At 59.6% G+C, this 23737-nt stretch carries 18 protein-coding genes and 2 pseudogenes; 7 read left to right on the top strand and 13 right to left on the bottom strand.

Going from position 1 to position 23737, the window contains the following annotated elements; genetic code table 11:
- Positions 1-43 precede the first annotated feature (43 nt).
- The 9 genes and pseudogenes from OR573_12420 to OR573_12380 all read right to left on the bottom strand — a co-directional run bounded on the left by OR573_12420 (position 44) and on the right by OR573_12380 (position 9898).
- A complete protein-coding gene (locus tag OR573_12420) occupies positions 44-1168 on the bottom strand; it encodes an aminotransferase class V-fold PLP-dependent enzyme (protein XGA79298.1) in 1125 nt (374 codons plus the stop codon).
- A 120-nt stretch (positions 1169-1288) separates the two neighbouring features.
- A complete protein-coding gene (locus OR573_12415; protein XGA79297.1) occupies positions 1289-2830 on the bottom strand; it encodes a class I SAM-dependent methyltransferase in 1542 nt (513 codons plus the stop codon).
- A gap of 213 nt (positions 2831-3043) precedes the next feature.
- A pseudogene (gene cdd, locus OR573_12410) lies at positions 3044-3457 on the bottom strand (cytidine deaminase).
- Positions 3458-3490: 33 nt separating this feature from the next.
- The gene (gene deoD, locus OR573_12405) at positions 3491-4216 is read right to left on the bottom strand and encodes a purine-nucleoside phosphorylase (GenBank protein ID XGA79296.1); all 726 of its coding nucleotides are present in this window, start codon (positions 4214-4216) and stop codon (positions 3491-3493) included.
- A 35-nt stretch (positions 4217-4251) separates the two neighbouring features.
- Positions 4252-5496, bottom strand: a complete 1245-nt coding sequence (locus OR573_12400; GenBank protein ID XGA79295.1) for a phosphopentomutase — start codon at positions 5494-5496, stop codon at positions 4252-4254.
- Entirely contained in the window at positions 5496-6836 is a 1341-nt protein-coding gene (gene deoA, locus OR573_12395; GenBank protein ID XGA79294.1) for a thymidine phosphorylase, read from the bottom strand. The genes OR573_12400 and deoA overlap by 1 nt, the downstream gene beginning before the upstream one ends.
- Complete coding sequence (gene deoC / locus OR573_12390; GenBank protein ID XGA79293.1) at positions 6836-7621, bottom strand: deoxyribose-phosphate aldolase; 786 nt, start codon at positions 7619-7621, stop codon at positions 6836-6838. The genes deoA and deoC overlap by 1 nt, the downstream gene beginning before the upstream one ends.
- Positions 7622-7739: 118 nt before the next feature.
- Positions 7740-9017 carry a NupC/NupG family nucleoside CNT transporter gene (locus tag OR573_12385; protein ID XGA79292.1) on the bottom strand — a complete coding sequence of 426 codons (1278 nt, stop codon included), beginning with the start codon at positions 9015-9017 and terminating at the stop codon, positions 7740-7742.
- Between the two features lie 62 nt (positions 9018-9079).
- Complete coding sequence (locus tag OR573_12380) at positions 9080-9898, bottom strand: ion channel protein Tsx (protein XGA79291.1); 819 nt, start codon at positions 9896-9898, stop codon at positions 9080-9082.
- Between the two features lie 281 nt (positions 9899-10179).
- Between OR573_12380 and OR573_12375 the strand changes: the two genes are divergently transcribed.
- Positions 10180-10929 carry a DeoR/GlpR family DNA-binding transcription regulator gene (locus OR573_12375; GenBank protein XGA79290.1) on the top strand — a complete coding sequence of 250 codons (750 nt, stop codon included), beginning with the start codon at positions 10180-10182 and terminating at the stop codon, positions 10927-10929.
- Here OR573_12375 and pta read toward each other — a convergent pair.
- Entirely contained in the window at positions 10914-13100 is a 2187-nt protein-coding gene (gene pta / locus OR573_12370; protein ID XGA79289.1) for a phosphate acetyltransferase, read from the bottom strand. The two genes, OR573_12375 and pta, sit on opposite strands and share 16 nt — an antisense overlap.
- Positions 13101-13484: 384 nt before the next feature.
- Between pta and OR573_12365 the strand changes: the two genes are divergently transcribed.
- Both OR573_12365 and OR573_12360 read left to right on the top strand, forming a co-directional pair.
- Entirely contained in the window at positions 13485-14483 is a 999-nt protein-coding gene (locus OR573_12365) for an HAD-IIB family hydrolase (protein XGA79288.1), read from the top strand.
- A complete protein-coding gene (locus OR573_12360; protein XGA79287.1) occupies positions 14480-15706 on the top strand; it encodes a glycosyl transferase in 1227 nt (408 codons plus the stop codon). The genes OR573_12365 and OR573_12360 overlap by 4 nt, the downstream gene beginning before the upstream one ends.
- Before the next feature lie 29 nt (positions 15707-15735).
- Here OR573_12360 and OR573_12355 read toward each other — a convergent pair whose 3' ends face one another.
- Entirely contained in the window at positions 15736-17514 is a 1779-nt protein-coding gene (locus OR573_12355) for a sugar phosphorylase (GenBank protein XGA79286.1), read from the bottom strand.
- Positions 17515-17601: 87 nt separating this feature from the next.
- Positions 17602-18339 (bottom strand): CDP-alcohol phosphatidyltransferase family protein, encoded by a 738-nt coding sequence (locus OR573_12350; GenBank protein XGA79285.1) that lies wholly within the window; start codon positions 18337-18339, stop codon positions 17602-17604.
- A 176-nt stretch (positions 18340-18515) separates the two neighbouring features.
- Between OR573_12350 and OR573_12345 the strand changes: the two genes are divergently transcribed.
- The 4 genes and pseudogenes from OR573_12345 to OR573_12330 all read left to right on the top strand — a co-directional run bounded on the left by OR573_12345 (position 18516) and on the right by OR573_12330 (position 22748).
- Positions 18516-19514 (top strand): zinc-binding alcohol dehydrogenase, encoded by a 999-nt coding sequence (locus tag OR573_12345; GenBank protein ID XGA79284.1) that lies wholly within the window; start codon positions 18516-18518, stop codon positions 19512-19514.
- Between the two features lie 20 nt (positions 19515-19534).
- Positions 19535-19933, top strand: a complete 399-nt coding sequence (locus tag OR573_12340; protein ID XGA79283.1) for a 6-carboxytetrahydropterin synthase — start codon at positions 19535-19537, stop codon at positions 19931-19933.
- Positions 19930-21864: a glycosyltransferase gene (locus OR573_12335; protein ID XGA79282.1), complete on the top strand. Its 1935-nt coding sequence runs from the start codon at positions 19930-19932 to the stop codon at positions 21862-21864. The genes OR573_12340 and OR573_12335 overlap by 4 nt, the downstream gene beginning before the upstream one ends.
- 26 nt (positions 21865-21890) lie before the next feature.
- Positions 21891-22748 (top strand): annotated as a pseudogene (locus tag OR573_12330) (lysylphosphatidylglycerol synthase transmembrane domain-containing protein).
- Between the two features lie 57 nt (positions 22749-22805).
- Here OR573_12330 and OR573_12325 read toward each other — a convergent pair.
- Positions 22806-23411: a RibD family protein gene (locus OR573_12325; GenBank protein XGA81738.1), complete on the bottom strand. Its 606-nt coding sequence runs from the start codon at positions 23409-23411 to the stop codon at positions 22806-22808.
- Positions 23412-23737: the final 326 nt, after the last annotated feature.

The following is a 23737-nucleotide window of genomic DNA, read 5'->3' as shown; positions in this document are numbered from 1 at the left end:
CAGCGCCCACCGTTTTGTCCGGTGGGCGTTGTTTATCGCGTCTTTATTTTAGTGACACAATCGCCTTTTCCAGCGTGTCTACGCTGCGCTGGGTGTGATGCAACTTGTCCAGGCCAAACAGGCCGATGCGAAACGCCTGGAACTGATCCCCTTCGTCGCACATCAAGGGCACGCTACCCGCAACCTGAACACCGGCTTGAGCCAGTTTGCCAACCAGGCCGCTGTCATTAGTGTAGCTGACCACAACCCCCGGTGCTTCAAAACCGTCGGCCGCAACGCTGGTAAAGCCATGACGCTTGAGCATGCTGCGTACTTCCTGTCCAATCGCTTGCTGCTCTTGCTTGACCCGCTCAAATCCGTAGTCTCGCGTCTCCTGCATGATATCGCGCAACTGTGCCAGCGCATCGGTGGGAAGGGTGGCATGATAGGCATGGCCACCATTTTCGTAAGCCTGCATGATGCTATGCCACTTGCCCAGGTCACAGGCGAAGCTGTTGCTTTGGGTATCGCTCAGGCGCTGGGTAGCGCGCTCTGACAGCATGACCATGGCGCAGCACGGCGAACCGCTCCAGCCTTTTTGTGGCGCACTGACCACAACATCAACCCCCAGTGCCTGCATATCTACCCACAGTGTGCCAGCCGCAATGGCGTCGAGCACAAACAGCCCGCCAACTTCCCGGGTGGCTTCGGCAAGGGTACGGATATACTCATCCGGAAGCAGAATGCCCGCTGAGGTTTCTACCTGAGGGGCAAACACCACGGCGGGTTTTTCATTACGAATATGACGAGCAACCTCTTCAGCGGGTTGAGGAGCAAAGGGCGAGGAAGGGTTGTCCGGATCCAGGCGTTGCGCCTTCAGCACGCTATGCTGGTCGGTGAGTCGTCCCATTTCGATAATCTGGGTCCAGCGGTAACTGAACCAGCCATTGCGAATCACCAGGGTTTTCTGATCGAGAGCGAACTGGCGGGCCACCGCTTCCATGCCAAAAGTGCCACTACCGGGAACAATAACTGCCGCGTGCGCGTTATAGACTTCTTTGAGCGTTGTGGAAATATCGCGCATCACGCCTTGAAAGCGCTGTGACATATGGTTAAGAGCACGGTCAGTGTAAACCACCGAGTATTCCAGCAGGCCATCAGGGTCAATATGGGGCAAAAGTGCAGACATCAACATCTCCTCAATAACAATGGCAGAGGTTGCAATGGGGGTTGCAACAGAGAAGACAAGAATACGGAGAAGCTCGCCCGTATGCCAACAACTGTAGTGGCATACGGGCAGCGATGAGGGTCAGGCTGAAATAATTTCCAGTGCCTTGTAGATCGGCAACTGCTGCTCGCTAAACCGGGTGGCATGCTGAATCAGCTCAGCCACATTATCCTGTTCGCCGGAGAGCGATTGGCCGTCCTTGATCAGGCATTTGTTCTGAGCCGACAGCACCCGCCAGGCGGTTCTGGCCAGATCCTCAGGCGTTTTGCCGCCTTCCACTACCGAGAGTAAAAACAGCTGATGAAACAGCGCCACATTAACGCCGCCAGCGACCACTGGGCTGGCCAGGTAGCTGATGTCCTGAGTGCTGCGCGATTTGTTCAAAAGGAAACGGTTAAGTCGCTCGGTTGACGGTCGGGCTGCATCGATTTCCGCCTCCTGCTGGGCAGGCATGATGACATTCTTAGCCCCCAGAATCGTAATGGCGCTGGTCAGCGCTGCTGCAGCAATGTTTTTGCCTTCCAGCTGCTGGCGCAGCTCAGCTATGGTGATGGGCTGATAATTGTCGAGTATATCCAGAATGGGTTGATAGACGGCTTCCGGAAGATCGAAATTCCCCTGCTGTCCGGCGATCTTGAGCTCTACATTGTCACGCGGGATGACCATGATAATACGCAGCTGATCCAGGGCTTCCTGCTGCTCAATAGCGCTTAAACGCCGGCCACCCTTGATCCAGTAATCCGTACGGAACTGACGGTTTTCGCAGAAATCCCGCACGGTCTGACGGAACATGGGGTCGCTGATCGATTCGAGCAGGGCGCGCTGCTCCTGGGACAGCTGAATGGTATCAATGGAGTCGGCATAACGGGCCGATGTTGCCCATTCCATCTTGGCCGAAGACAGCCAACTGGCCATTTTCGAGAACCCCATGGGTTCCCAGTCGCGGTTGAAGTATTCATGGGCCAGATAGTTTTTATTGTCCTTGCGCATCTTCTCGATGCGCCCCTTGATCTGCGGGTTGGCCTGACAGAAGCGCGGGTTCACCTCAATCAGCTTTTCAGCAAAGGTCATGGCGTCATCCACCCGGGTCAGGGTGCCTGCGCCGGGCGCGCTCATCACTTCTGAATGTTCCACCAGCAGGTCACGCATGGGGACCATGGCGGCCCAGCCGGGTTGGGTGTTGTAGCTGATGAAGAGCACGCCGCCGACCTTGAGCTTGCGACGCACAAAATCGACCACCACCGCGCGGTTGTCATCCGAGATCCAGCTCCAGATGCCGTGCAGGCCGATAAAGTCAAATTCTGGCAGGTCATCGCGTTGGCAGAACTGATCAAAGGCATCGTCAAACAGCTGTGCCCCGGACTGGCTCACCCCGGCCACTTCACGGGCAAACGCCGCCTGGTTGGGGTTGAAGTCGGTGCCATACCAATTAATCCGCGAGGCTGCCGCATGCAGGTTAGTGCTCATGCCCTGGCCGAAACCCAACTCACAGGCGTTAACCACCTCTGGCGGGCGGATGCCTGCATTAATAAAGGCAAGATCAATTCTTAGCGGGTTCAGTTCAGCATAATAGCCGAAGGTGTAGTTGATATCCGCCACATAACCCGATGTCCAATCAGACATTTCAAGCACTCCAGAGCCATTGCTGTTGCTCTGTTCCTGTGGCATCACCGCTGCAGTGCCAAGCAGAGTATGCACTGGGCAGGGCCAGCTTCACAGGAGTGAGTCAACAGGATCGAATTATTGGCCCTGCCCAGTGGGCAGAGCGCCTAACTATAGTGGCAAGCAGAGTGCGATGATGCGGGGGTAAAAGCAATGCGAGTTAACTAAGGTTCATTATTGTTGCGATGGCAGGTTTTCCGGCCCGAAGGCGTCAGGCAATAATGTTTCCATGCTGTAGGTTTTCAGCACCTCGCCCTGGTGGGAAAGCACCATGATCTGTGTGTCTGGGGTGGCGAACTCACGGATGCGTTGGCGACAGTCGCCGCAGGGCGTGCACAGGTGTTCACCGGGGCCCATGACGTATACCTTGGCAAGCTCGCGCTGGCCAGCGGTAATCATTGCCGCAATCGCCGAAGCTTCCGCGCACAGCCCCTTGTAGTGGGCGACTTCCACATTGCAGCCAGAAAATTGCTGGCCATCCGGGCATTCCATGACCGCCGCGACCGGATGATGGGAGTAGGGCGCGTAGGCGTTGCCCAGGGTGGTTAGTAGGGTGTCCACCAGTGCCTGATTTGCTTGCGTCATGGGGTTATCCTCTTTTTGGCTCGGAGTTGCTGTCGGTCAGGCCTTGCCGGCGTCGTCGCGCAGCACAGTATCGAGCGCAATGGTCATCATGTCGTTGAAAGTGGTCTGGCGGTCGGCGCTGGAGAGGGAATCGCCTTTCAGAATGTGGTCAGACACCGTGCAGATGGTCAACGTGCGGGCGCCAAATTCGGCGGCCACGCCGTAAAGGCCTGCGGCTTCCATTTCCACGCCGACGATGCCGTAGCGCTTGAGCAGTTCAGCCATCTCGGTCTGCGGGTTATAAAACAGATCCGCTGAAAAGATATTGCCGACTTTGACCGGGACGTTCTGGGCATTGGCTGCCGCGACGGCATGGCGGGTCAGGTCAAAGTCCGCGATGGCCGAGAAGTCGTGGTCGTTAAAGCGCATGCGATTCACTTTGGAGTCGGTGCAGGCACCCATGCCGATGACCACATCACGCACGTTGACATCATCACGCACCGCGCCGCAGGAACCCACACGGATAATCGACTTCACGCCAAAATCGGTAATCAGCTCCTTGGCGTAGATGGATACCGACGGAATCCCCATGCCGTGGCCCATCACTGAAATTTCGCGGCCCTGATAGGTGCCGGTATAGCCGAACATGCTGCGCACGTCGTTGACCTGGCGCACATTTTCCAGGTAGGTGTCAGCGATGTATTTGGCGCGCAGCGGGTCGCCGGGCATCAGTACGGTATCGGCGAAATCGCCCATTTCTGCGTTGATATGCGGTGTCGCCATGGGTGGCTCCTTAATGTATTAGGTAGTTCTTGTGCTTACGCTGCCTGGGGTAAAAAGCTGTTGCCGTCCTGCATGGCGTCAACGCCAAAGAAGTCCGCCAGCGTCTGGCCTATATCGGCAAAGGTGCCGCGTTCACCCAGCGGGCCGGGGGTGAAGCCGCCACCACGTACCATAACCGGTACGTATTCACGGGTATGTTCGGTGCCTTCCCAGCTGGGGTCGCAGCCGTGATCAGCCGTGAGCAGCAGCAGGTCATCCTCATTCAGGGCCGCCAGCAGTTCTGGCAGGCGGGCATCGAAATGCTCAAGGGCGGCGGCGTAGCCCGGTACGTCACGGCGGTGGCCGTAAACCGAATCAAAATCCACAAAGTTGGTCATGATCATGGTCGGACGGTCTGCGGTCTCATTGGCGGTGCGCGCCATTTCTGCCAGTGTGGCATCCATCAGCGCATCATGGCCGCTGGCCTTGACCTTGTGAGTAATGCCGCAGTGGGCGTAAATATCGGCAATCTTGCCGATCGAGACCACTTCGCCACCGGCATTGGCGAGTTTCTGCAGCACAGTCGGGCTAGGCGGCTCGACGCTATAATCCCGGCGGTTGCCAGTACGTGCAAAGCTTGCGCTGTCATCACCGTTGAACGGACGGGCAATCACCCGGCCGATGTTGTAAGGGGCAAGCAGCTCGCGCACGGTTTCACACAGCGCGTATAGGCGTTCCAGGCCAAAATGCTCTTCGTGAGCGGCGATCTGGAACACCGAATCAGCCGAGGTGTAGACAATCGGCTTGCCGCTCTGGACGTGTTCTTCCCCCAGGCGAGCAATAATCTCGGTGCCAGAGGCGTGGCAGTTACCGATCACGCCGGGTAACTCGGCCTCGCGGACAATGTTTTCCAGCAGCTCGGCAGGGAAGCTGTCGGTTTTATCCAGAAAGTAGCCCCAGTCAAAGCGTACCGGCACACCGGCGATTTCCCAGTGGCCGGACGGGGTGTCCTTGCCGCTGGAGATTTCCTTGGCATGGGCATAGGCGCCTTCCAGCTGCTTCGGCAGGTTAACGCCTTCAGCCACGCTGCCGGTGGCATCGCGGTGGGCGTGGAACAGGCCAAGGGCGGCCATGTTGGGCAGCTTCAAGGGGCCTGAACGCTCGGCAGTGTTGGCCTCGCCGCGGGCGCAGGCGGCGGCGATATGGCCAAGGGTGTCAGCCCCCTGATCGCCGAATTTTTCCGCATCGGGGGCACTGCCAATCCCGAAGGAATCAAGCACGACTACAATGGCACGGCGCATCAGGCGTCTCCTCGGAAGATATCCTGCAATAAGGTGTCGGCTTCAGCGGCGGTTTCACCCAGGGTAACCGCGGCGCGCAGCTGGTCGGCAGCACGCTTGGCGGCGTCTTCACTGCGGGCGTGAACCATGGCCAGTGGGCGCTGGTTATCCACGTGCTCGCCAATCCCGGCAATATCGCTGAAACCAACGCTGTGATCGACGCTGGCGTCGTTGCGCAGGCGGCCACCGCCCAGCTCGACCACGCTCATACCCACGGCGCGGGTATCAAAACGCTGAACAATGCCGCTCTGCTCGGGGTAGACCGCTTGAACGACCGGTGCGCTGGCCAGGTAGTGGTCTGAACGCTCCATAAAGTCGGCGGGGCCACCGAGTTCACTGACCATGCGGGCGAAGACTTCGGCGGCGGCGCCGGAAGTAAGCGCCTTTTCCAGCTTGGCAAGCGCCTCTTCACGGCTGTTGGCAAGCTTGCCCGCCATCAGCATTTCGACCGCCAGCTCACGAGTCACCTGCATCACCCGGCTGTCGGAACGTTCGCCGCGCAGCAGCGCCAGGGTCTCGACAATTTCCACCGCGTTACCGGCGCAGGGAGCCAGCGGCTGGCTCATATCGGTGAGCAGGGCTGTGGTCGGCGTTCCCGCCTGGGTGGCTACGTTGGCAATACTCTTGGCCAGTTCGCGGGATTTTTCCGGTGTGGGCATGAAGGCGCCGCTGCCGACCTTGACGTCCATGACCAGAGCATCCAGGCCGGAGGCAAGCTTTTTGCCCAGAATGGAGGCGGTAATCAGCGGAATGGATTCCACCGTGGCGGTGACGTCACGCACGCCGTAAATGCGTTTATCCGCCGGGGCCAGGTTGCCGGTCTGGCCGATAATCGCCACACCGGTGGATTTCACCACGCTGCCAAAACGCTCCGGTGCCGGGTAGGGGTCGTAACCGGGAATAGATTCCAGCTTGTCCAGGGTGCCGCCGGTGTGGCCCAGGCCACGGCCTGAAATCATTGGCACGAAGGCGCCGCAGGCGGCGACCCAGGGGCCGAGCACCAGGGAGACCAGATCCCCCACGCCGCCGGTGGAGTGTTTATCGACAATTGGCCCAGGCAGATTGAGAGAATCCCACTGCATGACGTGGCCGGAATCACGGGTGGCCGTGGTCAGGGCGACAACTTCCTCACGGCTCATGCCGTTAAGGAAAACGGCCATGGTGAAGGCGCCAATCTGGGCATCGCTGATACGCTCATCGGCAATGCCCTGAATGAAGGCTTGAATTTCTGCCCCAGGCAGCGCCTGGCCGTCACGTTTAAGCCGGATCAGCTCCTGGGGAAGCAGTGGCGTTGTGGCCATCAGTAGCTCTCCTCGTTATCCATCAGTGCCTCGCCGCGCAGGGTCGCGATCAGGTTGTCGAGCAGGCTGGAGGCACCAAAGCGGAAGTGTTCTGGCGTGACCCAGTGGGGGCCCATGATGTCAGCGGCTAGCGCCATATAGGCAGCCGCGTCTTCAGCAGTGCGTACTCCGCCTGCGGCCTTGAAACCCACCGGTTTGCCGCTGGCCTTGATTGCCTTGAGCATGATCTCGGCGGCTTCCAGGGTGGCATTGGTGTCCACCTTGCCGGTTGAGGTTTTGATGAAATCAGCGCCGCCTTCGATAGCAAGTTCGCTGGCCCGTTTAATCAGCGTCGGGTCTTTCAGTTCACCGGATTCAATGATCACCTTGAGCAGCGCCTGGCCGCCGCAGGCCGCGTGGCACATTTCAACCAGCTCAAGGCCAGTTTCTTCATCACCGGCCATCAGGGCACGATAGGGAAAGACCACATCAACTTCATCGGCGCCGGAGGCTACGGCCTCGCGGGTGGCGCGGGCAGCGGTCATGATGTCATCGCCGCCGTCCGGAAAGTTGGTGACGGTAGCCACCTTGACCTTGTCGCTCAGCTGGTGAGCATGTAGGGCGCGCTTGGCAGTGACGATAAAGGAAGGGTAGACGCACAGCGCCGCAGGGTGGCCATAAGGTGTTTTTGCCTGCTGACACAGCGCTTCGGTGCTGGCATCGGTGTCGCTGTCATTCAGGCTGGTCAGGTCCATCAGGGTAATGGCCTGGCGGGCAGCCTGGGTGAGATTGATCGAAGCGGTCATAGGCGGTTACTCAGTTAGGTAAATAAACAGGTTCAAAACGCAAGGCAGTGATGGTTCATCGCCTGGAAGTTCGGCGCCAGCTTGCCATATGTGGCAGGCTGGCGCCGCTTGATAATGGCTAGGTGCCCATGGCGCTCAAGGCAATAAAGAAGCCAGCAATCGAGGCCGACATCAGGTTGGAAAGCGTACCTGCCAGTACGGCTTTGACCCCGAAGCGGGCAATCTCGGCGCGCCGTGAAGGTGCAATGCTGCCTAGCCCGCCAAGCAGGATAGCAATCGAGGAGAGGTTGGCGAAACCGCACAGCGCAAAAGACAGAATAGCCATGGTGTGGGCGCTCATGATCTGCCCGGTGGCTTCAACCAGCTGCTCGCCCTCCAGATAGGGCGCCAGGTTGATATAGGCCACGAATTCATTGACCACCAGCTTCTGGCCAATGAAGGAACCTGCCAGGGTGGCTTCCTGCCAGGGCACGCCAAGCAGGAAAGCCAGTGGCGCAAACAGCCAGCCAAGAATCCACTCAAGGCTGAGGCTTTCAAAACCAAACCAGCCGCCGATGCCGCCCAGCATACCGTTGATCAGGGCAATCAGTGCGATGAACGCCAACAGCATGGCGCCTACGTTGGCCGCCAGCTTCATACCGGAGGTTGCACCAGCAGCGGCCGCATCCAGCACGTTGGCAGGCTTGTCGTCCTGCTCTTGCTGCTCTTCCTCGACCTTGGAAATACTGTCCTCAGGCTCACGGGTTTCCGGCATGATCAGCTTGGCAAACAGCAAACCACCGGGGGCGGCCATAAAGGAGGCAGCGACCAGATACTCCATGGGAATGCCCAGGGCAGCGTAGCCCGCCAGCACCGAGCCCGCCACCGAGGCGAGGCCACCACACATCACCGCAAACAGCTGGGAAGGGGTCATGCGGGCAATAAAGGGGCGCACCACCAGGGGGGCTTCGGTCTGGCCGACAAAGATATTGGCCGTTGCTGAAAGAGACTCGGTGCGCGAAGTGCCGAGGGCTTTCTGCAGGGCGCCGCCGAGAATGCGAATCACCCATTGCATGATGCCGAGATAGTAAAGAACGGCAATCAGTGATGAGAAGAAGATAATCACCGGCAGGACTTTAATGGCGAACACAAAGCCGACGTTATCCACATCAGCCAGGCCGCCAAACAGGAAGCTGATACCATCATTGGCGTATTCAACCACCTGGCTGACGCCGCTTGAGATGGTCTGCAATACCGCCTGCCCGAAGGGCACGTAAAGTACGAAAGCGCCGATACCGGCCTGAATGGCAAAGGCGCCTAGCACAGTACGCAAGCGGATCGACTTGCGGTCATAGGAAAATATCAAGGCAATGGTCACCAGGGTGATCATCCCTACCAGGCTCATTATCAGTGTCATCTTGTGCCCCTTGGCGTCGCGTCGTCACTGGGTATTTGTAGCTGTTCTACATCGGGTGATGGTTACAGCAGGTTGAGTTTGACGGTATAGATCATGGCATTCTGATAGTTATCCGGGGTGCCCAGCTTTTCATCAGCGTAGCGATACTGGATGCCGGTGGTGATCAGATCAACAGGATGCCACCACAGGCTGATAGCCCCGTTGGTGCCCACACTGCCTGCCTTGCCGTTCACATAGTTCTGGTTCAGGTAGTCGTCATCGCGGCCAAAGGTCTGCTCGTGCCAGTTGGTCACGCTAAAGTTCTGGCCGGTAGCGGTGAAGTCATAGCCTGCCACCCAGCCTGCCATAAAGCCGTTCATGCCGGTATAGCCATCGCTTTGTACCCGCGCTGCGCCCAGAAACGGCTTGAACCATAAACCATTGGCAAACGTGGTGCGATACCCCAGGCCCAGGATCTGATCCTGTTCCCGGGCGTTGTACCCGTAATCGCGGAAGTCATAGACATGGGCATAGACCGAGAAGGGGCTGTCGCCGAGGTAAATGTGCGAGGTGACCTTGCCTGCCGTGCGGAAATTGTCCTTGCCGCCACTGGGCGCATCAAACTGGTCATTCGTGGGGTTTTCGAAATCGAAGAAGCCGTAGAACTCCCCCCACTCATAGCCAAGCCCGCCTTCCAGTTCAAGGTAGACGAAATCGCCCTTGGCTGCGTTGCTGGCAGTGCGTGATTCAGTGCCGCCTGACCAGTCAAGATAATTGGCTGAGACATTGGCAAACGACCATAACGGTGTGCTATTGGCCTGGGCCTGGGTAAAGGCAGCCGCGCATACCAGAAGGGAGCCGGTACCCAGCGTGATCAGACGGCGTTGGGAAGAAGGGTTCATAAAAGCCTCAGCGTTGGAAGGAAGCGCCTGTACTCGGTGACAGCACAGTGTTTTGTTAAAAAAATCACAATAATTGTTATTTCTAAGACGCTATTTTGCAATGATAGTGACATCAACGCTAGAGCCAACGTTTGCCAACAGAGGCTATGGTGGCGCTAACTATTTCTTCGTCATACAAAAAATTTCCAGACGTTTTTTTACGACTATTGGCATGCTGGCGCTGATGAGAGGCGGGTCGCACAATAGATAACCAGATAAAGGCATTTTTACGGGAGAAAAACATGAAGGGGCGCAGTGCTGCACGGTTGGAGAAACTTCACGATATCCTGTCGCAAGGAAGGGTGGTGCCTCTGCGTGAGGCCGCCACCTTATGCGATGTGTCGGAGATGACCATTCGCCGTGATCTGGCCCGTCAGGATGGCAAGCAGCAGGAAATTCATTTGTTGGGTGGGCGCTTGTTACTGAATGGCAGCATGGCCCCTGCCTACGATGTAGCCGAACAGGAGGCTAGCCGTTACCCGGCCAAAAAAGCGCTGTGCCAGCGTGTTGTTGAGCAGATTGAGGACGGCGATACGCTGTTTATTGATTGCGGTTCCACCCTGATACCTCTGCTAGGCCTGTTGCAGCGCTTCAGTGAATTGACCGTCGTGACCTATGCGTTGAATGTGGCCAACGCCGTCGCTGCGCTGAGCAATGTCCGCCTGGTGCTGCTGGGCGGGCTGTACTATCCGGCCTCACAATCCTTTGGAAACGATACCATGGCGGCCAGAATTGAAGGGCTGGGCATCAACAAGGCGTTGATTTCGGCAGCTGGTGTTGATGCCCAGCGCGGGGTCAGCTGCTTTCATTTCCACGAAGTGGCCCCCAAGCGCGCGGCCATCGCCACTGCCATGCAGCGCTGGCTGGTGGCGGATGCCAGCAAGATCGGGGTGGTGCGCCCGGCCTATTTCGCCATGCTGGATGAATTTGATGCCCTGTTTACGGATGCCTCTGATATTGCCCTGCCTAAGCCTGATCAGTTTTCCTGTTGAGCCGACTGAATGGCCGTCAGAGCAATGGTATAGACGATATCGTCGACCAGGGCGCCCCTTGAAAGGTCATTCACCGGCTTGTTCAAGCCTTGCAGCATGGGGCCAACGCTGACCACCCGGGCACTACGCTGCACGGCCTTGTAAGTGGTGTTGCCGGTGTTCAGGTCCGGGAAGATAAACACCGTGGCCCGTCCGGCCACTGGTGAATCCGGAGCCTTCTGCTTGCCGACGCTTTCAATGGCTGCAGCGTCGTACTGCAGCGGGCCATCAATCGCCAGGTGCGGGGCGCGTTGTTGGGCAATCCGCGTGGCTTCGCGCACTTTATCGACGTGAGCCCCCGTGCCGGAATCCCCGGTGGAGTAGCTGATCATGGCAACCCGAGGTTCAATGCCAAAGGCCTCAGCGGATCGCGCGCTCTGAATGGCGATTTCCGCCAGGGTCTCGGCATCCGGGTCTGGATTGACCGCGCAATCACCGTAGATCACCACCTGCTCGGGCAACAGCATGAAAAAGATTGAGGATACCTGCTGATATTCCGGCGCCGTCTTGATCAGCTGAAAGGCCGGACGCACCGTATTCGCAGTGGTATGCACAGCCCCCGAGACCAGGCCATCGACTTCGCCCAGCTGCAGCATCATGGTGCCCAGCACCACATTGTCATGCAGCTGGGCATCAGCAGTAATCTCGTTGAGCTTGTCTCGGCGCAGGGCCACCATGGGTGCGATGTAATCCGCGCGGGTGCTTTCCGGGTCGATGATGGTCAAAGAGCCTGGCAGGGTCAGGCCGCGATGCCGGGCTACGGTTTCGATTTCCTCACGATTGCCGAGTAGCACACAGCGGGCAATGCCGCGTCGCTCACAGATAATGGCGGCTTCAATTGTCCGCGGTTCATTGCCTTCCGGTAGCACAATACGTTTTTGCGCCTGCATGGCCAGCTTGACCAGCTGATGGCGAAACGCCGACGGCGACAGGCGGCGTGTATAGCCTCGGCTGACGTGTTCCTTGAGCCATTCCAGATCGATATGAGCGGAGACAAAGCGGGCCACCCGTTCGGCGCGTTCGAGATCATCGGTGGGGATTTCATGGTTCAGCTGGCTCAAGTGGGTGGCGGTCGTCAGGCTATCGGTATCCACTTCCAGCACCGGCAGGCCGGTGGCCAGGGCCGGGCGGCAAAGGTCGATCATCTTGTCATTGGGCATGTAACCATTGGTCAGCAGCACGCCGGCCAGCCGGGTGCCGTTCATGGTGGCCAGGGCTGCGGCGAGTATCACATCGTCGCGGTCACCCGAGGTCACAATCAGGCTGCCGGGCTGGAAGATATGCAAGGCATTGGCGGCACTGCGGGCGCACAGGCTGGTGGCCAGCACCCGGCGCTGGCTGGCGTCGCCTTCGTTCAACAGGCGGGCGTTCAGGGCGCGGGCGATATCCAGGGTGCGCGGTGCGCTCAGCGCCTTGCTGTAAGGGACCACGCCAATCAGATGAAAGCGCTCGGTGGCCAATGACGGTGAGTAGCGGCGTAACTCTTCGAGAACGGGTTCTTCCAGCTGGGGCTTGATGGTGCCAGGGGCAGCAGACAGGTCATCGTCTTCAGCCCCATAGGGAAGATTGCGCATGCGCATCAAAATGCAGCCCAGGGTGCGGGCTGAGCTGATGCCACCAAAGCTTCTGGCATGCATATCCAGCTCTTCAGCCAACTCCTGGGGGGCGTTCAGATCACCGGTGCCGACCAGGATGATGCGCGCATTCAGCGCATGGGCCAGCTGGGCATTGGCCTGGGTGGCGTAAGTGGTATGCGGGGTGGGCACCACGCCCTCGACTACGACAAGATCAAGCGGCAGCGCATCGTGCTGGGCCTGCTGGGTCACCTGCTCCAGGCGTTCAATGACCTCTTCCATCAGGTCGTCGATATGGTCGTCGCGCAGCAGACGTTCCAGGTGCGCCTGGGGAATCGGCGCCGGTGGGCGCACGTTAAGGGTCCGCGATACCAGAGCGGTTGAGCGGTCAAGCCCCGGGCCGTTGAGTTCATCCTGCATGAAGGGCTTTAAAAAACCTGCCTTCAGGCCAATGGTGTCGAGGGCCTGAATCAACCCCAGGCAGGCGGAGGTTAACCCGGCGCCTTCACCGGTGGGCACCAGCAGAATGGTTTGTGGCTGTTCAGCGGAAGAACTCATCAGTAAGACTCCAGGCAGTGGCGGGTTTCATGGGTAATTGATCCGTCTTCATCGCTGGGGATCACCCAGACGTCAGGGCCTTGTCCATAGTGCCGTCATTTGTCGATAGACTTTAGGTTAACATGCTGCGCTGCAAAAACGCAGGGGTGACATTAAATCCGTGTCGTTAAGTTGGCGTTATCAGAGCGGGGTCATGACGTCCGACGCGCTCAGTTCAGATTGCACTTTTTTGGTGCGCTACAAGCCTCCTTGTATTTTGGCTGCCCCGTCACAGAGCGTACCCACTGGAAAGAAATCTCCCAGGTAGGCGCCGTCGCCGAGTCATGGGCCGTGTTGGCACGTAAAGTGCTAACTCTGGGAGAGACTCCTTGCTGCAGGTGGTGTATGTCTTTGAAATCCGATTCGATCAAGCATGATGCCAGCCGCTTCCCGGATGCTAAGGAAGAAGCGGTTGTCGATGTGGCACCAGGCAATGCCGCGTCCAGGCCAAGGGTATTGTTTACCGACCTGGATGGCTCCCTTCTGGATCATCACAGCTACGATTGGGCACCGGCTGCTCCCTGGCTGGCGCGCCTCTACCAGCTGGGCATTCCGGTGATTCCCGTTACCAGTAAGACCCGTAGCGAGCTGCTGAGCCTGCGTAAGGCGTTAGGGCTTGAGGATCTGCCCTTTATTGCTGAAAACGGCGCAGTCGTCGGCCTGCCATCGAGCTGGTGCCATTCCGGGCTTGAACGTCAGGCGGGCAGCGATGGTCTGGTGATCAAGACGCTGGGGGTGGATATCGGCTTTATCCGCCAGCGCCTGCGGGTATGGCGCGAGCGCCTGAAAGAAGCGCCAGGCGTTAGTTTTACTGCGATGAGCGAAATGACCCTGGATGAGCTGAGCACCTATACCGGTCTGAGTGACCCGGAGGCGCGGCTGGCGCGAATGCGCGAAGGCAGTGAACCGCTGGTCTGGGAGGGCAGTGAGGCGGGGCTGGAAACGTTTCGCGCCAGCCTGGCGGGTGATGATCTGCAGCTGGTGCAGGGCGGGCGCTTTTGGCATGTCACCGGTAAATCCCACAAGGGCAATGCGGTCAGCTGGATGATCGAACGCTATGCTGCCCTGCGCGGCGTCACCCCGCTGACGCTGGCGCTGGGCGATGGCCCCAACGATATTGCCATGCTGGAAGCCGTTGACCAGGCGGTGGTGATTCAGGGCTGCCACGGCTTGCCGGTGGAGCCCCGCCAGACGGCGCTTTACCGTACAGCCGCGGCAGGCCCCAAAGGCTGGGCGGAGGGCGTGGAGTACTGGTGGGGGCGAGCTGACCGCCGGTTAACCCCGGCGGCCACTTCCCCCTCGACCTATGCCTATACCCACACGCTTGCGGAGCTGACGCCATGAGTGATTTCCATCAGAACGGTATCATCACTGATTTTCATAACCTGACCCATCGCCCCGTTGAAGCCCTGGAAGCGGATCTGGTGCGGTTTTCCCGGCGCCGCCCGATGAGCCTGATCCTGCCATCGCTGTATTCCGAGCTGGAAGGCCCGGCGCTTGCGCATATTGTCGAGGAAATCGCCAAGGTGCCTTATCTGGCCGAAGTGGTGATCGGGCTGGATCAGGCCGACCGCGAGCAGTTTCAGCATGCCCGAGAATTCTTTTCCCGCCTGCCTCAGCGTCACCGGATTCTGTGGAACGATGGGCCGCGCCTGAAGGCGCTGGATAGCGAGCTGGAAGCCCAAGGGCTGTCACCCCAGCAGCCGGGCAAGGGGCGTAACGTCTGGTTCTGCGCTGGCTTTGTGCAGGCGTCGGGGCGCAGCGCTGTAGTGGGGCTGCACGACTGCGATATCCTTACCTATGACCGCAGCCTGCTGGCGCGGTTGTTCTACCCGGTGGCGCATCCGCATTTCAACTACGAATTCTGCAAGGGCTATTACCCGCGCATCGCTGAAGGCAAGCTCAACGGGCGGGTCTCTCGGCTGATGGTGACGCCGCTGCTGCGCGCGCTCAAGCAGATTCACGGCCCATTGCCCTACCTGAATTATCTGGACAGCTATCGCTATGCGCTGTCAGGGGAGTTCTCGATGCGCACCGAGGTGCTGGAGGGCATCCGCATACCCGCAGACTGGGGGCTTGAGATTGGGGTGCTGTCTGAAGTGCATCGTAACTATTCCACCAAACGCCTGTGCCAGGTGGATTTGGCCGATGCCTATGATCACAAGCATCAGCCGGTATCCGAAGAAAACGCCGCCGCAGGGTTGAACCGGATGAGCCTGGATATTGCCAAGGCGCTGTATCGCAAGCTGGCGACCCAGGGCGTAACCTTCAGCGCCGAGGGCTTTCGTACCCTGAAGGCGACTTACTATCGTCTGGCGCTGGATCTGATTGAAGCCTACGACCACGATGCGGTGATGAACGGCCTGAGCCTGGATCGTCACGCCGAGGAACGCGCGGTGGAGCTGTTTGCTGCCAACCTGCTGGAAGCTGGTAATGCCTTTCTGGATAACCCCGGCGAGCGGCCCTTTATTCCCAGCTGGAACCGGGTGCGTGCTGCCATCCCTGACCTGGCAACACGCATGTATGCGGCGGTAGAGGCGGATAACGACAGATCCCAGACGCCCTAGCGGCCTGAGCGGTCAATTATCTTCCGTCATCAACCACCTTGCGTCATCAACCACAGTACGCCGTAGGGGGCCAGCGTGGTCTGTGTCTTCGGCCATGCTTCCCCGGTGACAATATCCTGCCAGTGACGGTCAGCCAGTGTGTGCTCCAGAGCGTCAAGCGGCTGGGGCGTGTCGGTGACGTTATGAATGGCTAGTAGGCGGCGGCCATCCTGCAAAGGTCCGCGCTCAAAGGCCAATAGGGTCGAAGGTGTTTCCAGCACCCGCTGCCCGGCATCCGGGTGAAAGCAGGTCTCATTGCGGCGCACGGCCAGCAGCTGTTTCAGGGCAGCGAAGGTATCGTGAGTCGTCGTACTGGTGGTTGCCAGCAAGCGCTCCAGCTCCTCGCGCTGCCAGCGGCGCCGGTTGATTGAGCGCAGGCGGCCGCTGCGTTCCACGCCTTCCAGGTCATTCAGGGTGCCGGTCAGGGTATGGATATACATGGCCGGAATGCCCTGTAAGCCGAGCATTAACTGCTGGCCGCATAGAAAACGCGGCACCTGCCAGTGATCAGGCCCCCGGCGCGTGCCCTTCATGGCATCAAACCAGGTGATATTGATTTCGTAAGGGCTGTCGCTACCGTCCGGCTGGCGGCGCATGCTGACAAAACCGCCAAAACGGTGCATCAGTTCGGTTAGTGCTTCCACCTCATAGGGTTCCAGCCAGCCTTCCAGCGGACGCACGCCGATACCGTCATGGCTGGCGGTGAAATTGAGGAAACTACAGCCGGGGGGCAGTTCGGGCAGGCTTTTCAGCCAGCTGGCCAGGGTGCCCGCCTCGCCGCTGGTCAGGCTATGCAGCAGCAGCGGGGGCAGCGGGAACTGATAGACCAGATGAGCCTCATCCGGCGGCGTATCAGGGGTGACCCTTTCCAGGCCGAAATAGCTGATATTCTCGCTGTGGGGCACATTGGTTTCGGTCAGCAGCAGGGTGCCGGGGGCGACATGGTCAACCACCGCCCGCAGCAGGCGCACGACTTCATGGGTTTCTGGCAGGTGAATGCAGTCAGTGCCGACCTTTTTCCACAGATAGGCAATCGCATCCAGGCGGATGATTCTTGCGCCCTGCTGCAGGTAGAACAGCAGGATGCCGATAAACTCCAGCAGCACGTCCGGGTTTTCAAAGTTCAGATCAATCTGGTCATCGGAAAACGTGGCCCACAGATAGCGGGTGCCCCGCCGGGTGGCTACCGGCACCAGCAGCTGGGAGCTGCGCGGCCGCACCACGGCGGAAAGATCCGTTTCTGGGTCCATCTCATGAAAATAGTCGCGCCCAGGCTGACTGCCAGTCAGATAGTCGACAAACCAGAGGGACTCCCGTGATACATGGTTCAGCACCAGATCCACGGCCAGGTCGCCGTATTGGGCCAGCGCGCGTACCTGGGGCCAGTCGCCCAAGGCTGAGTCAACCTCGCGGTAATGAATCACCGAGAAACCGTCGTCGCTGCTCCATGGGAAAAAGGGCAGTAAATGCAACCCGCTGAACGTCTCCGCCAGGTGCTGATCAAGAAAGGTTTTCAATACCGCCAGTGGCGGGGTGTCAGCATCGTCTTGCAGGCTGCTGCCATAGCTGATCAGCCATTGATCCTTTTCGCTCCATAAGGGTGCATCGGTCTGTGCAGGAAAGCTGGGCGCCTGATGCTCAAGCAGGGTGTGCAGGCGGCGCAATACCTCATCGGCGCGCGGGCCATAGAGTACTTTCAGGTGAGTGCCTGCCCGCTGATCAAAGGCGGCGGCATCAAGAGGGGTAATACGCGATGGAGTAAAAGGCATCAAGGCATAGCTCCCGCAGAGTTATTGTCTACTGGTGATTGTCTTTCGAGTAATAAACGTTACTCATGCAGGGAGCGTGCCAACCGCCTAGCAACGCCTTGGGCCATGCTGGCGATACAGCCAGAGGGTATCCACGCCGAACGAATACACCAGCACGATCAGGGCGCTAAGCGCCAGCAGTAACGCCGCCAACCCAGATGCCCAGGGCGTCAGGGCCAACAGCAGGGCGGCAATCTGCCAGACGCACACCGCCTTGCGGCGCAGGCTGTCATACAGGGCCGCCTGCAGCCAGGGGTAACGCATGCCTGCTGCCACAAAAGCGTAGCGCATGGCGCCGATCAGCAGCACCCAGGGGCCTGCCGGAGTTTTCAGCATTACACCAACGCACAGCAGCAGAATCAGCAGGGCATCCAGCTCCATATCAAAACGCGCCCCAAAGACAGTCTGCGAACCGGTGCGCCGGGCCACCCAACCGTCCACGCCGTCAAGCAGCAGGGCGATCAGAGCGACCCCCAGCCACTGCCAGTGGCCGAGCGGCGATAGGGGTATCCACACACCTGCAGCGACAATGGCGACCAATACCGCCCGCAGTAGCGTGACCCGATTGGCCCAGCCCAAGGGGCCGTTTGACCAGAACGCCATGACCAGCCCCGCGACCAGGGTATAGAGGCCAAAAGCCAGCCCCCAGGCGAGCAGGGAGCTGAGCAGCTGAGGCAGGCTGGCGCCCAGCATCACCAGCAGTAGTGCACCAAGAGAGACTTCCGATAAGGTAAACAGCACACCGGTATGGTGGCCTGTCCGCTGGGCCTTGCGATAGATGGTCATAAAACCTCCCTGGTTTCTGGGGCACGCATTATTAGCACAGAAAAGTTGTCAAAAGCGCAAAGTGGTGCAAAGCTAGCAGTATGTAACATTCTTGTAGAAGAAGTTGTGGCTGTCGAGTGTTAGTGTTTATTCATGCCAGTTACTCACATTAGCGATTCAACCCAGGGATGATGTCTATGTCTCACCAAAGGGCCACATTTCAAAGGGCTACCTCATTCTGGCTGACTCGGCCAGGGGTTGCCGAACTGCGTGAAGAAAGCCTGCCACCTATGGCCGCTGATGACGCCTCATGCGTTGAGGTGCAAACCTTGTACAGCGCTATCAGCCGTGGCACTGAGGCATTGGTGTTTCACGGGCGGGTGCCTGAATCGGAACATCAGCGTATGCGCGCGCCTTTTCAGCAGGGTGAATTTCCCGCCCCGGTCAAATATGGCTATAGCAGTGTAGGCAAGGTGATCAAGGGCCCTGAAGACTTGATCGATCAGACGGTACTCTGTCTGTTTCCCCATCAGGATCGTTATCAGGTGCCGATCAGTGCGGTGCAGCCGGTGCCGACGGCAACGCCTGCCAACCGCGCCGTACTGGCGGCCAATATGGAAACGGCGATCAATGGCGTCTGGGATGCCAGCCCGCTGCCGGGAGAGCGCATTACTATTATAGGCGCAGGTGTGGTCGGTGCCCTGGTGGCCTACCTGTGCCAGCGGATTATTGGCACCGAGGTACAGCTGATTGATATCAACCCTGCCCGTCAAGCCCTGGCGGATGCCTTGGGCATAAGTTTCTGTACGCCAGAGAAGGCGGCTGATAATCAGGACCTGGTAATCCATGCCAGCGGCCACGCCGATGGGCTTGCCACGGCGCTGACGCTAGCGGGCATGGAAGGGCGGATTATCGAAATGAGCTGGTTTGGTGATGGCAATGTCAGCGTACCCCTGGGGGGCGCTTTTCATTCCCGGCGTCTGACACTCCGGGCCAGCCAGGTAGGGCAGTTGCCACCCCATCAGCAACCGCGCTGGGATTACGCCCGCCGCCTGCAACTCGCTCTGCGCCTGCTGGCAGACCCACGACTGGATGCCTTGATCAGCGGTGAAACCCCCTTTGCCAAACTGCCTGAAGAAGCCCCCAGCCTGTTTGCTGCGGGTAGCCCGGTGCTTTGCCAGCGTATTGTTTATTAATTGAATGAAAAGGAGCTTTTATGTACCGCCTGAGTGTGCGTGACCATTTGATGATTGCCCATAGTTTCAAGGGTGAGGTGTTTGGCCCAGCGCAGAACATGCATGGTGCCACCTATGTGGTGGACGTGGCCTTTCAGCGCTCAGCGCTGGATAGTGACAACCTGGTGATTGATATCGGCCTGGCCAGCGATGCTCTGAAAGCCATTCTGGCGAGGTACAACTATTGCAACCTGGATGAAGTAGAGGAGTTTGCTGGCCAGAACACCACGACCGAGTTTATGGCCAAGGTGATTTTCGAGCGCCTGGCGGAGGCCATCAAGGCCGGTACCCTGGGAGAAACCGCCAAAGGCATTGAGCGCATTGAGGTCAAACTGAACGAATCACATATCGCCTGGGCCAGCTTCGAGGGGGTGCTGTGAGCCATTGCTTGACGCTGATGGTGGCGGGGTCGCCGGACCAGCGCACAGGAGGGTATCTGTACGACGCACAGATAGTCGCCGAGCTGCGCAAGCAGAGCTGGGACATTGAGGTGATAGGCCTTGATGGGCACTTTCCCGATGCCGACGAAGTGGCGCAGCAGGCACTGGATACCGCCCTTGCCCAGCTGTCGCAAGGTCATCAGGTGATTATTGATGGCCTGGCCATGGGTGGTCTGCCTGAGGTCATTAAACGTCATCAGTCACGGCTTTCGATCACCGCCCTGGTGCATCACCCGCTGGGCGATGAGCGGGGGCTGAGTGGTAATGAGAAGGCGCGCTTTCACCGCCTGGAGCTTGAAGGGCTGGCAGCTGTCAGGCAGATAATTGTCACCAGTGCCTTTACCCAGCGCCGCTTGAAGGCCCTGGCAGCAGACTCTCAGGTATCCCTGCCTGCTATCAGCGTGGTAGAGCCTGGCGTGACGCCCGTTGCAGAACCCGGTGTCGCTAGACGCTCCAAGGCGTCTTCAGCCTTGACGCTTTTGTGTGTAGCCACGCTGACGCCGCGCAAAGGCCAGGATCTGCTGGTAGAGGCGCTGAGCCGACTCAAACATCTGGATTGGCAGTGTGACTGCTACGGCAGCCTGAGCCGCGATCCGGCCTTTGCTGACAAGGTAGCTGCCCTGGTCGATCAGCATGGCCTGAGCGAGCGTTTCCTGCTGTCCGGTGAGTGCGATCAGGCCCAGCTGGAAGCGGCGTATCAAAACGCCGATGTGCTGGTGCTGCCCTCCTGGTACGAAGGTTACGGCATGGTGGTCAGCGAGGCACTGGCCCATGGCCTGCCGGTGATTACTACTACCGGCGGCGCCCTGGCGGATACTCTGCCGGAAGGGGCAGGCATTGCAGTACCACCGGGTGATATTGACGCACTTAGCGCTGCCATCGAGCGTTTTCTGGAAGATCCCGCATTACGTGACTCTCTGACTCAGGGCGCCGACGCTGCCCGTCAGCAGCTGGCCAGCTGGCAGGACGCCGCCCAGGCATTTGCCGCCGCCCTGGCCATGCCAGCCGGTAGCCGTTTTGAAGCCGATTGGCTGGCCCTGCGTGAGCCACTGGATGTGGAGGCGCGCAGCCAGCGGCTGGCAGGTTTTGCCGCTGACTGGCTCAAAGCTGCCACCCAGACACTGCGGTTGGTGGATCTGGGCTGCGGTCGCGGCAGCAACCTGTGTTTTCTGGCCAGACGCTGGCCGGGGCCGCAGCATTGGCTTCTGGTCGATCATGACCCCCAACTGCTTAGCCAGGCCCGTCAGCGGGGTGGCATGCTACGCGATGCCAACGGGCAGCCGGTTACGCTGCAGACGGCCTGCTTCTCGCTGGGTGAGCTGACCGCGCGCTGGCCCAAAGAGGCGCACCTGATTGCTGCGTCCGCGTTAATTGATCTGGTGTCCAAGGAATGGATCGAACAGCTGGTTGAAGGCTGCGCCAGCCATCATCAGGCGCTGCTGGTGGCGTTGAGCGTGACCGGTGACTGGCACCTGACCGACGCCGCAGGCAACTGTTGCCAGCAGCCGCAAGACGACGCCATGCTTGAACGCTTCGTGGCCCATCAGCAGCGCGATAAAGGCTTGGGTGCGGCCCTGGGCGGGCAGGCCCATGGGGTCTTGGTGGCTTGCTTGCAGGCAGCCGGTTTTGCCGTGGAAGAAGCCAGTACTCCCTGGCAGCTAGAGGCTGGCAATCAGGCTCATCGTGCGCTGCTGACGCAGCTGATTCAAGGCTGGGCCGAGGCCGCTCGGGAAGAGTCACCCGATGCTGGCGCACAGATTGATGGCTGGTGCGCGCAGCGTCTGCAAGCCGTTGAGGCAGGGCAGCTTGGTGCCCGTGTGGCGCATCGGGATCTGTTTGCAACGCCGCCATTAGCGGGTGCCAACGCATGATCCGCCGTCCAGGCATGCTGCGTATTATGATCAGCGCCATTGTGCTGCTGATGGTGGCGCTATGGCTGGACCCACTGGCAGTGGCCAGTGAGGTACAAGGTTTTTCGCTGCCCTGGCTGGCGCTCGGGCTGGCCATCAGCGTGATACAGATGATGCTGTGTGCCTGGCGCTGGCGGCTGACCGCCGGTCTGATCGGTGTGCCGCTGAGGTTCAGTTATGCCTTGGGGGAATATTACCTGGCTCAGTTCATTAACCAGGTATTGCCGGGTGGTGTCTTAGGCGATGCCGGACGTGCTTTGCGCCATGCCCACCAGACCCCTGCCGCCAAGGGCAGCGCCTGGCGAGCGGTGATTATTGAACGCGCCTCCGGGCAAATGGCCGTGGCCTTGCTCACCGCGCTGGCGCTGATCAGTTCACCACTATGGCATCAAACGCTTGGCGCCAACGGGTACCTGCTGCTGGCTACCGCGCTGCTAGTGGTTGGGGCGGGGCTTTGGGCGGCGTTGAGGTTTACTTCTCTTATTTACCAACGCTTTCCAAAGGTGGCCCGCTGGCTGAGCTGGGTCACGCCCCTCAAGCAGGATATTCAGCGTGGCTTACTCCAGCGGCGCATCTGGGGCTGGCAGCTGGGAACCTCATTGCTAGTGGTGTTCAGCTACGCCCTGGTGATGCTGTGTGCGGCGCGCGCCATTGGGGTAAGCCTGCCCGCCAGCCAACTGCTGGCCCTGGCCCCGGCCTTGCTGCTGGCCATGCTGGTGCCTTTCACGGTAGCAGGCTGGGGCGTGCGAGAAGGCACCGCCGCCAGCGTCTGGGTCTGGGTAGGCCTGGCGCCCAGCCAGGGCGTGGCGGTGTCGCTGGCCTATGGGCTGATGGTGCTGGTGGCGGCCCTGCCGGGGCTGGTGGTGGCCTTTAAACGCCGTGGCCAGGCGGCTCCTGATGATTCAGGTGCGGCGCAGATCAAGGTCGAAAAGGGTGTCCTCGCCGAGCCGAAAACGCCGTGCCGTGGGGCGCAGGGCCGTCTCCAGAGTATCGATAGGCGGCAGCACAAGCCCTGGGCGACCGGAGCCAATCAGCAATGGCGCCACCAGCAGATGCAGGTGGTCAACACAGCCCGCGTCGATAAACTGCGACACGGTAATGCCACCGCCTTCGACCAGAACACGCCGATAACCCAGGCTGGCCAAGGCCTCAATCACCGCCTGGGGCGCAAACTGCCCCTTGGCATTGATGGCAAGCGTTTGGCGGCTGACGTGAGCCGCAGGAGCAGGCAGTTCCACGTCAGGGCCGATCAGATGCAAGGTGGCGGCACTGGCATCGCGCATCAGGGCGAGATCTTCAGGCACTCGCCCGCGGGGGTCAAGCACCACTCGCAGTGGGTGCCGGCCGCTGACATGCCGCACAGTAAGCTGTGGGTTGTCCGCGCAGGCGGTGCCTGCGCCGACGATTACCGCATCACACATGGCCCGCAAACGGTGCAGGTGTACCAGGCTTTCGTGGCCATTAATGTAATGGGAATGCCCGCTTTCAGTGGCAATGCGCCCATCCATGCTTTGCCCAAGCTGGGCAACTACCCAGGGCGTTGGGGCCACCAGCGGCATCCAGCAGTCGAGCAGTTCGCTGGCGTCCGGCGTTACCGGGCGAGTGCTGTGCCAGCGGCCATCCGCACTGACCGACAGCGGCCCTTGGGCAACCTTCGTGCCGTGGCGCAGCGCCAGCAGCCATTCCCACGCCCTGCTCGGTTCCAGCGGCTCCTGATGAGCCGGTACCCCTTGATCTTCAGCAGGCATAGCGCCTCCTCGCAGCTTCAGTCGCTTCATCATGCGGCGCTGCCGAAACCCATGCAAGTACCGCCTATCCCCTTTGCCATATATTC

This window comes from Halomonas sp. CH40 (assembly GCA_041875495.1).
Taxonomy (GTDB): domain Bacteria; phylum Pseudomonadota; class Gammaproteobacteria; order Pseudomonadales; family Halomonadaceae; genus Vreelandella.
This window is presented reverse-complemented; position numbering and strand designations above follow the sequence as displayed.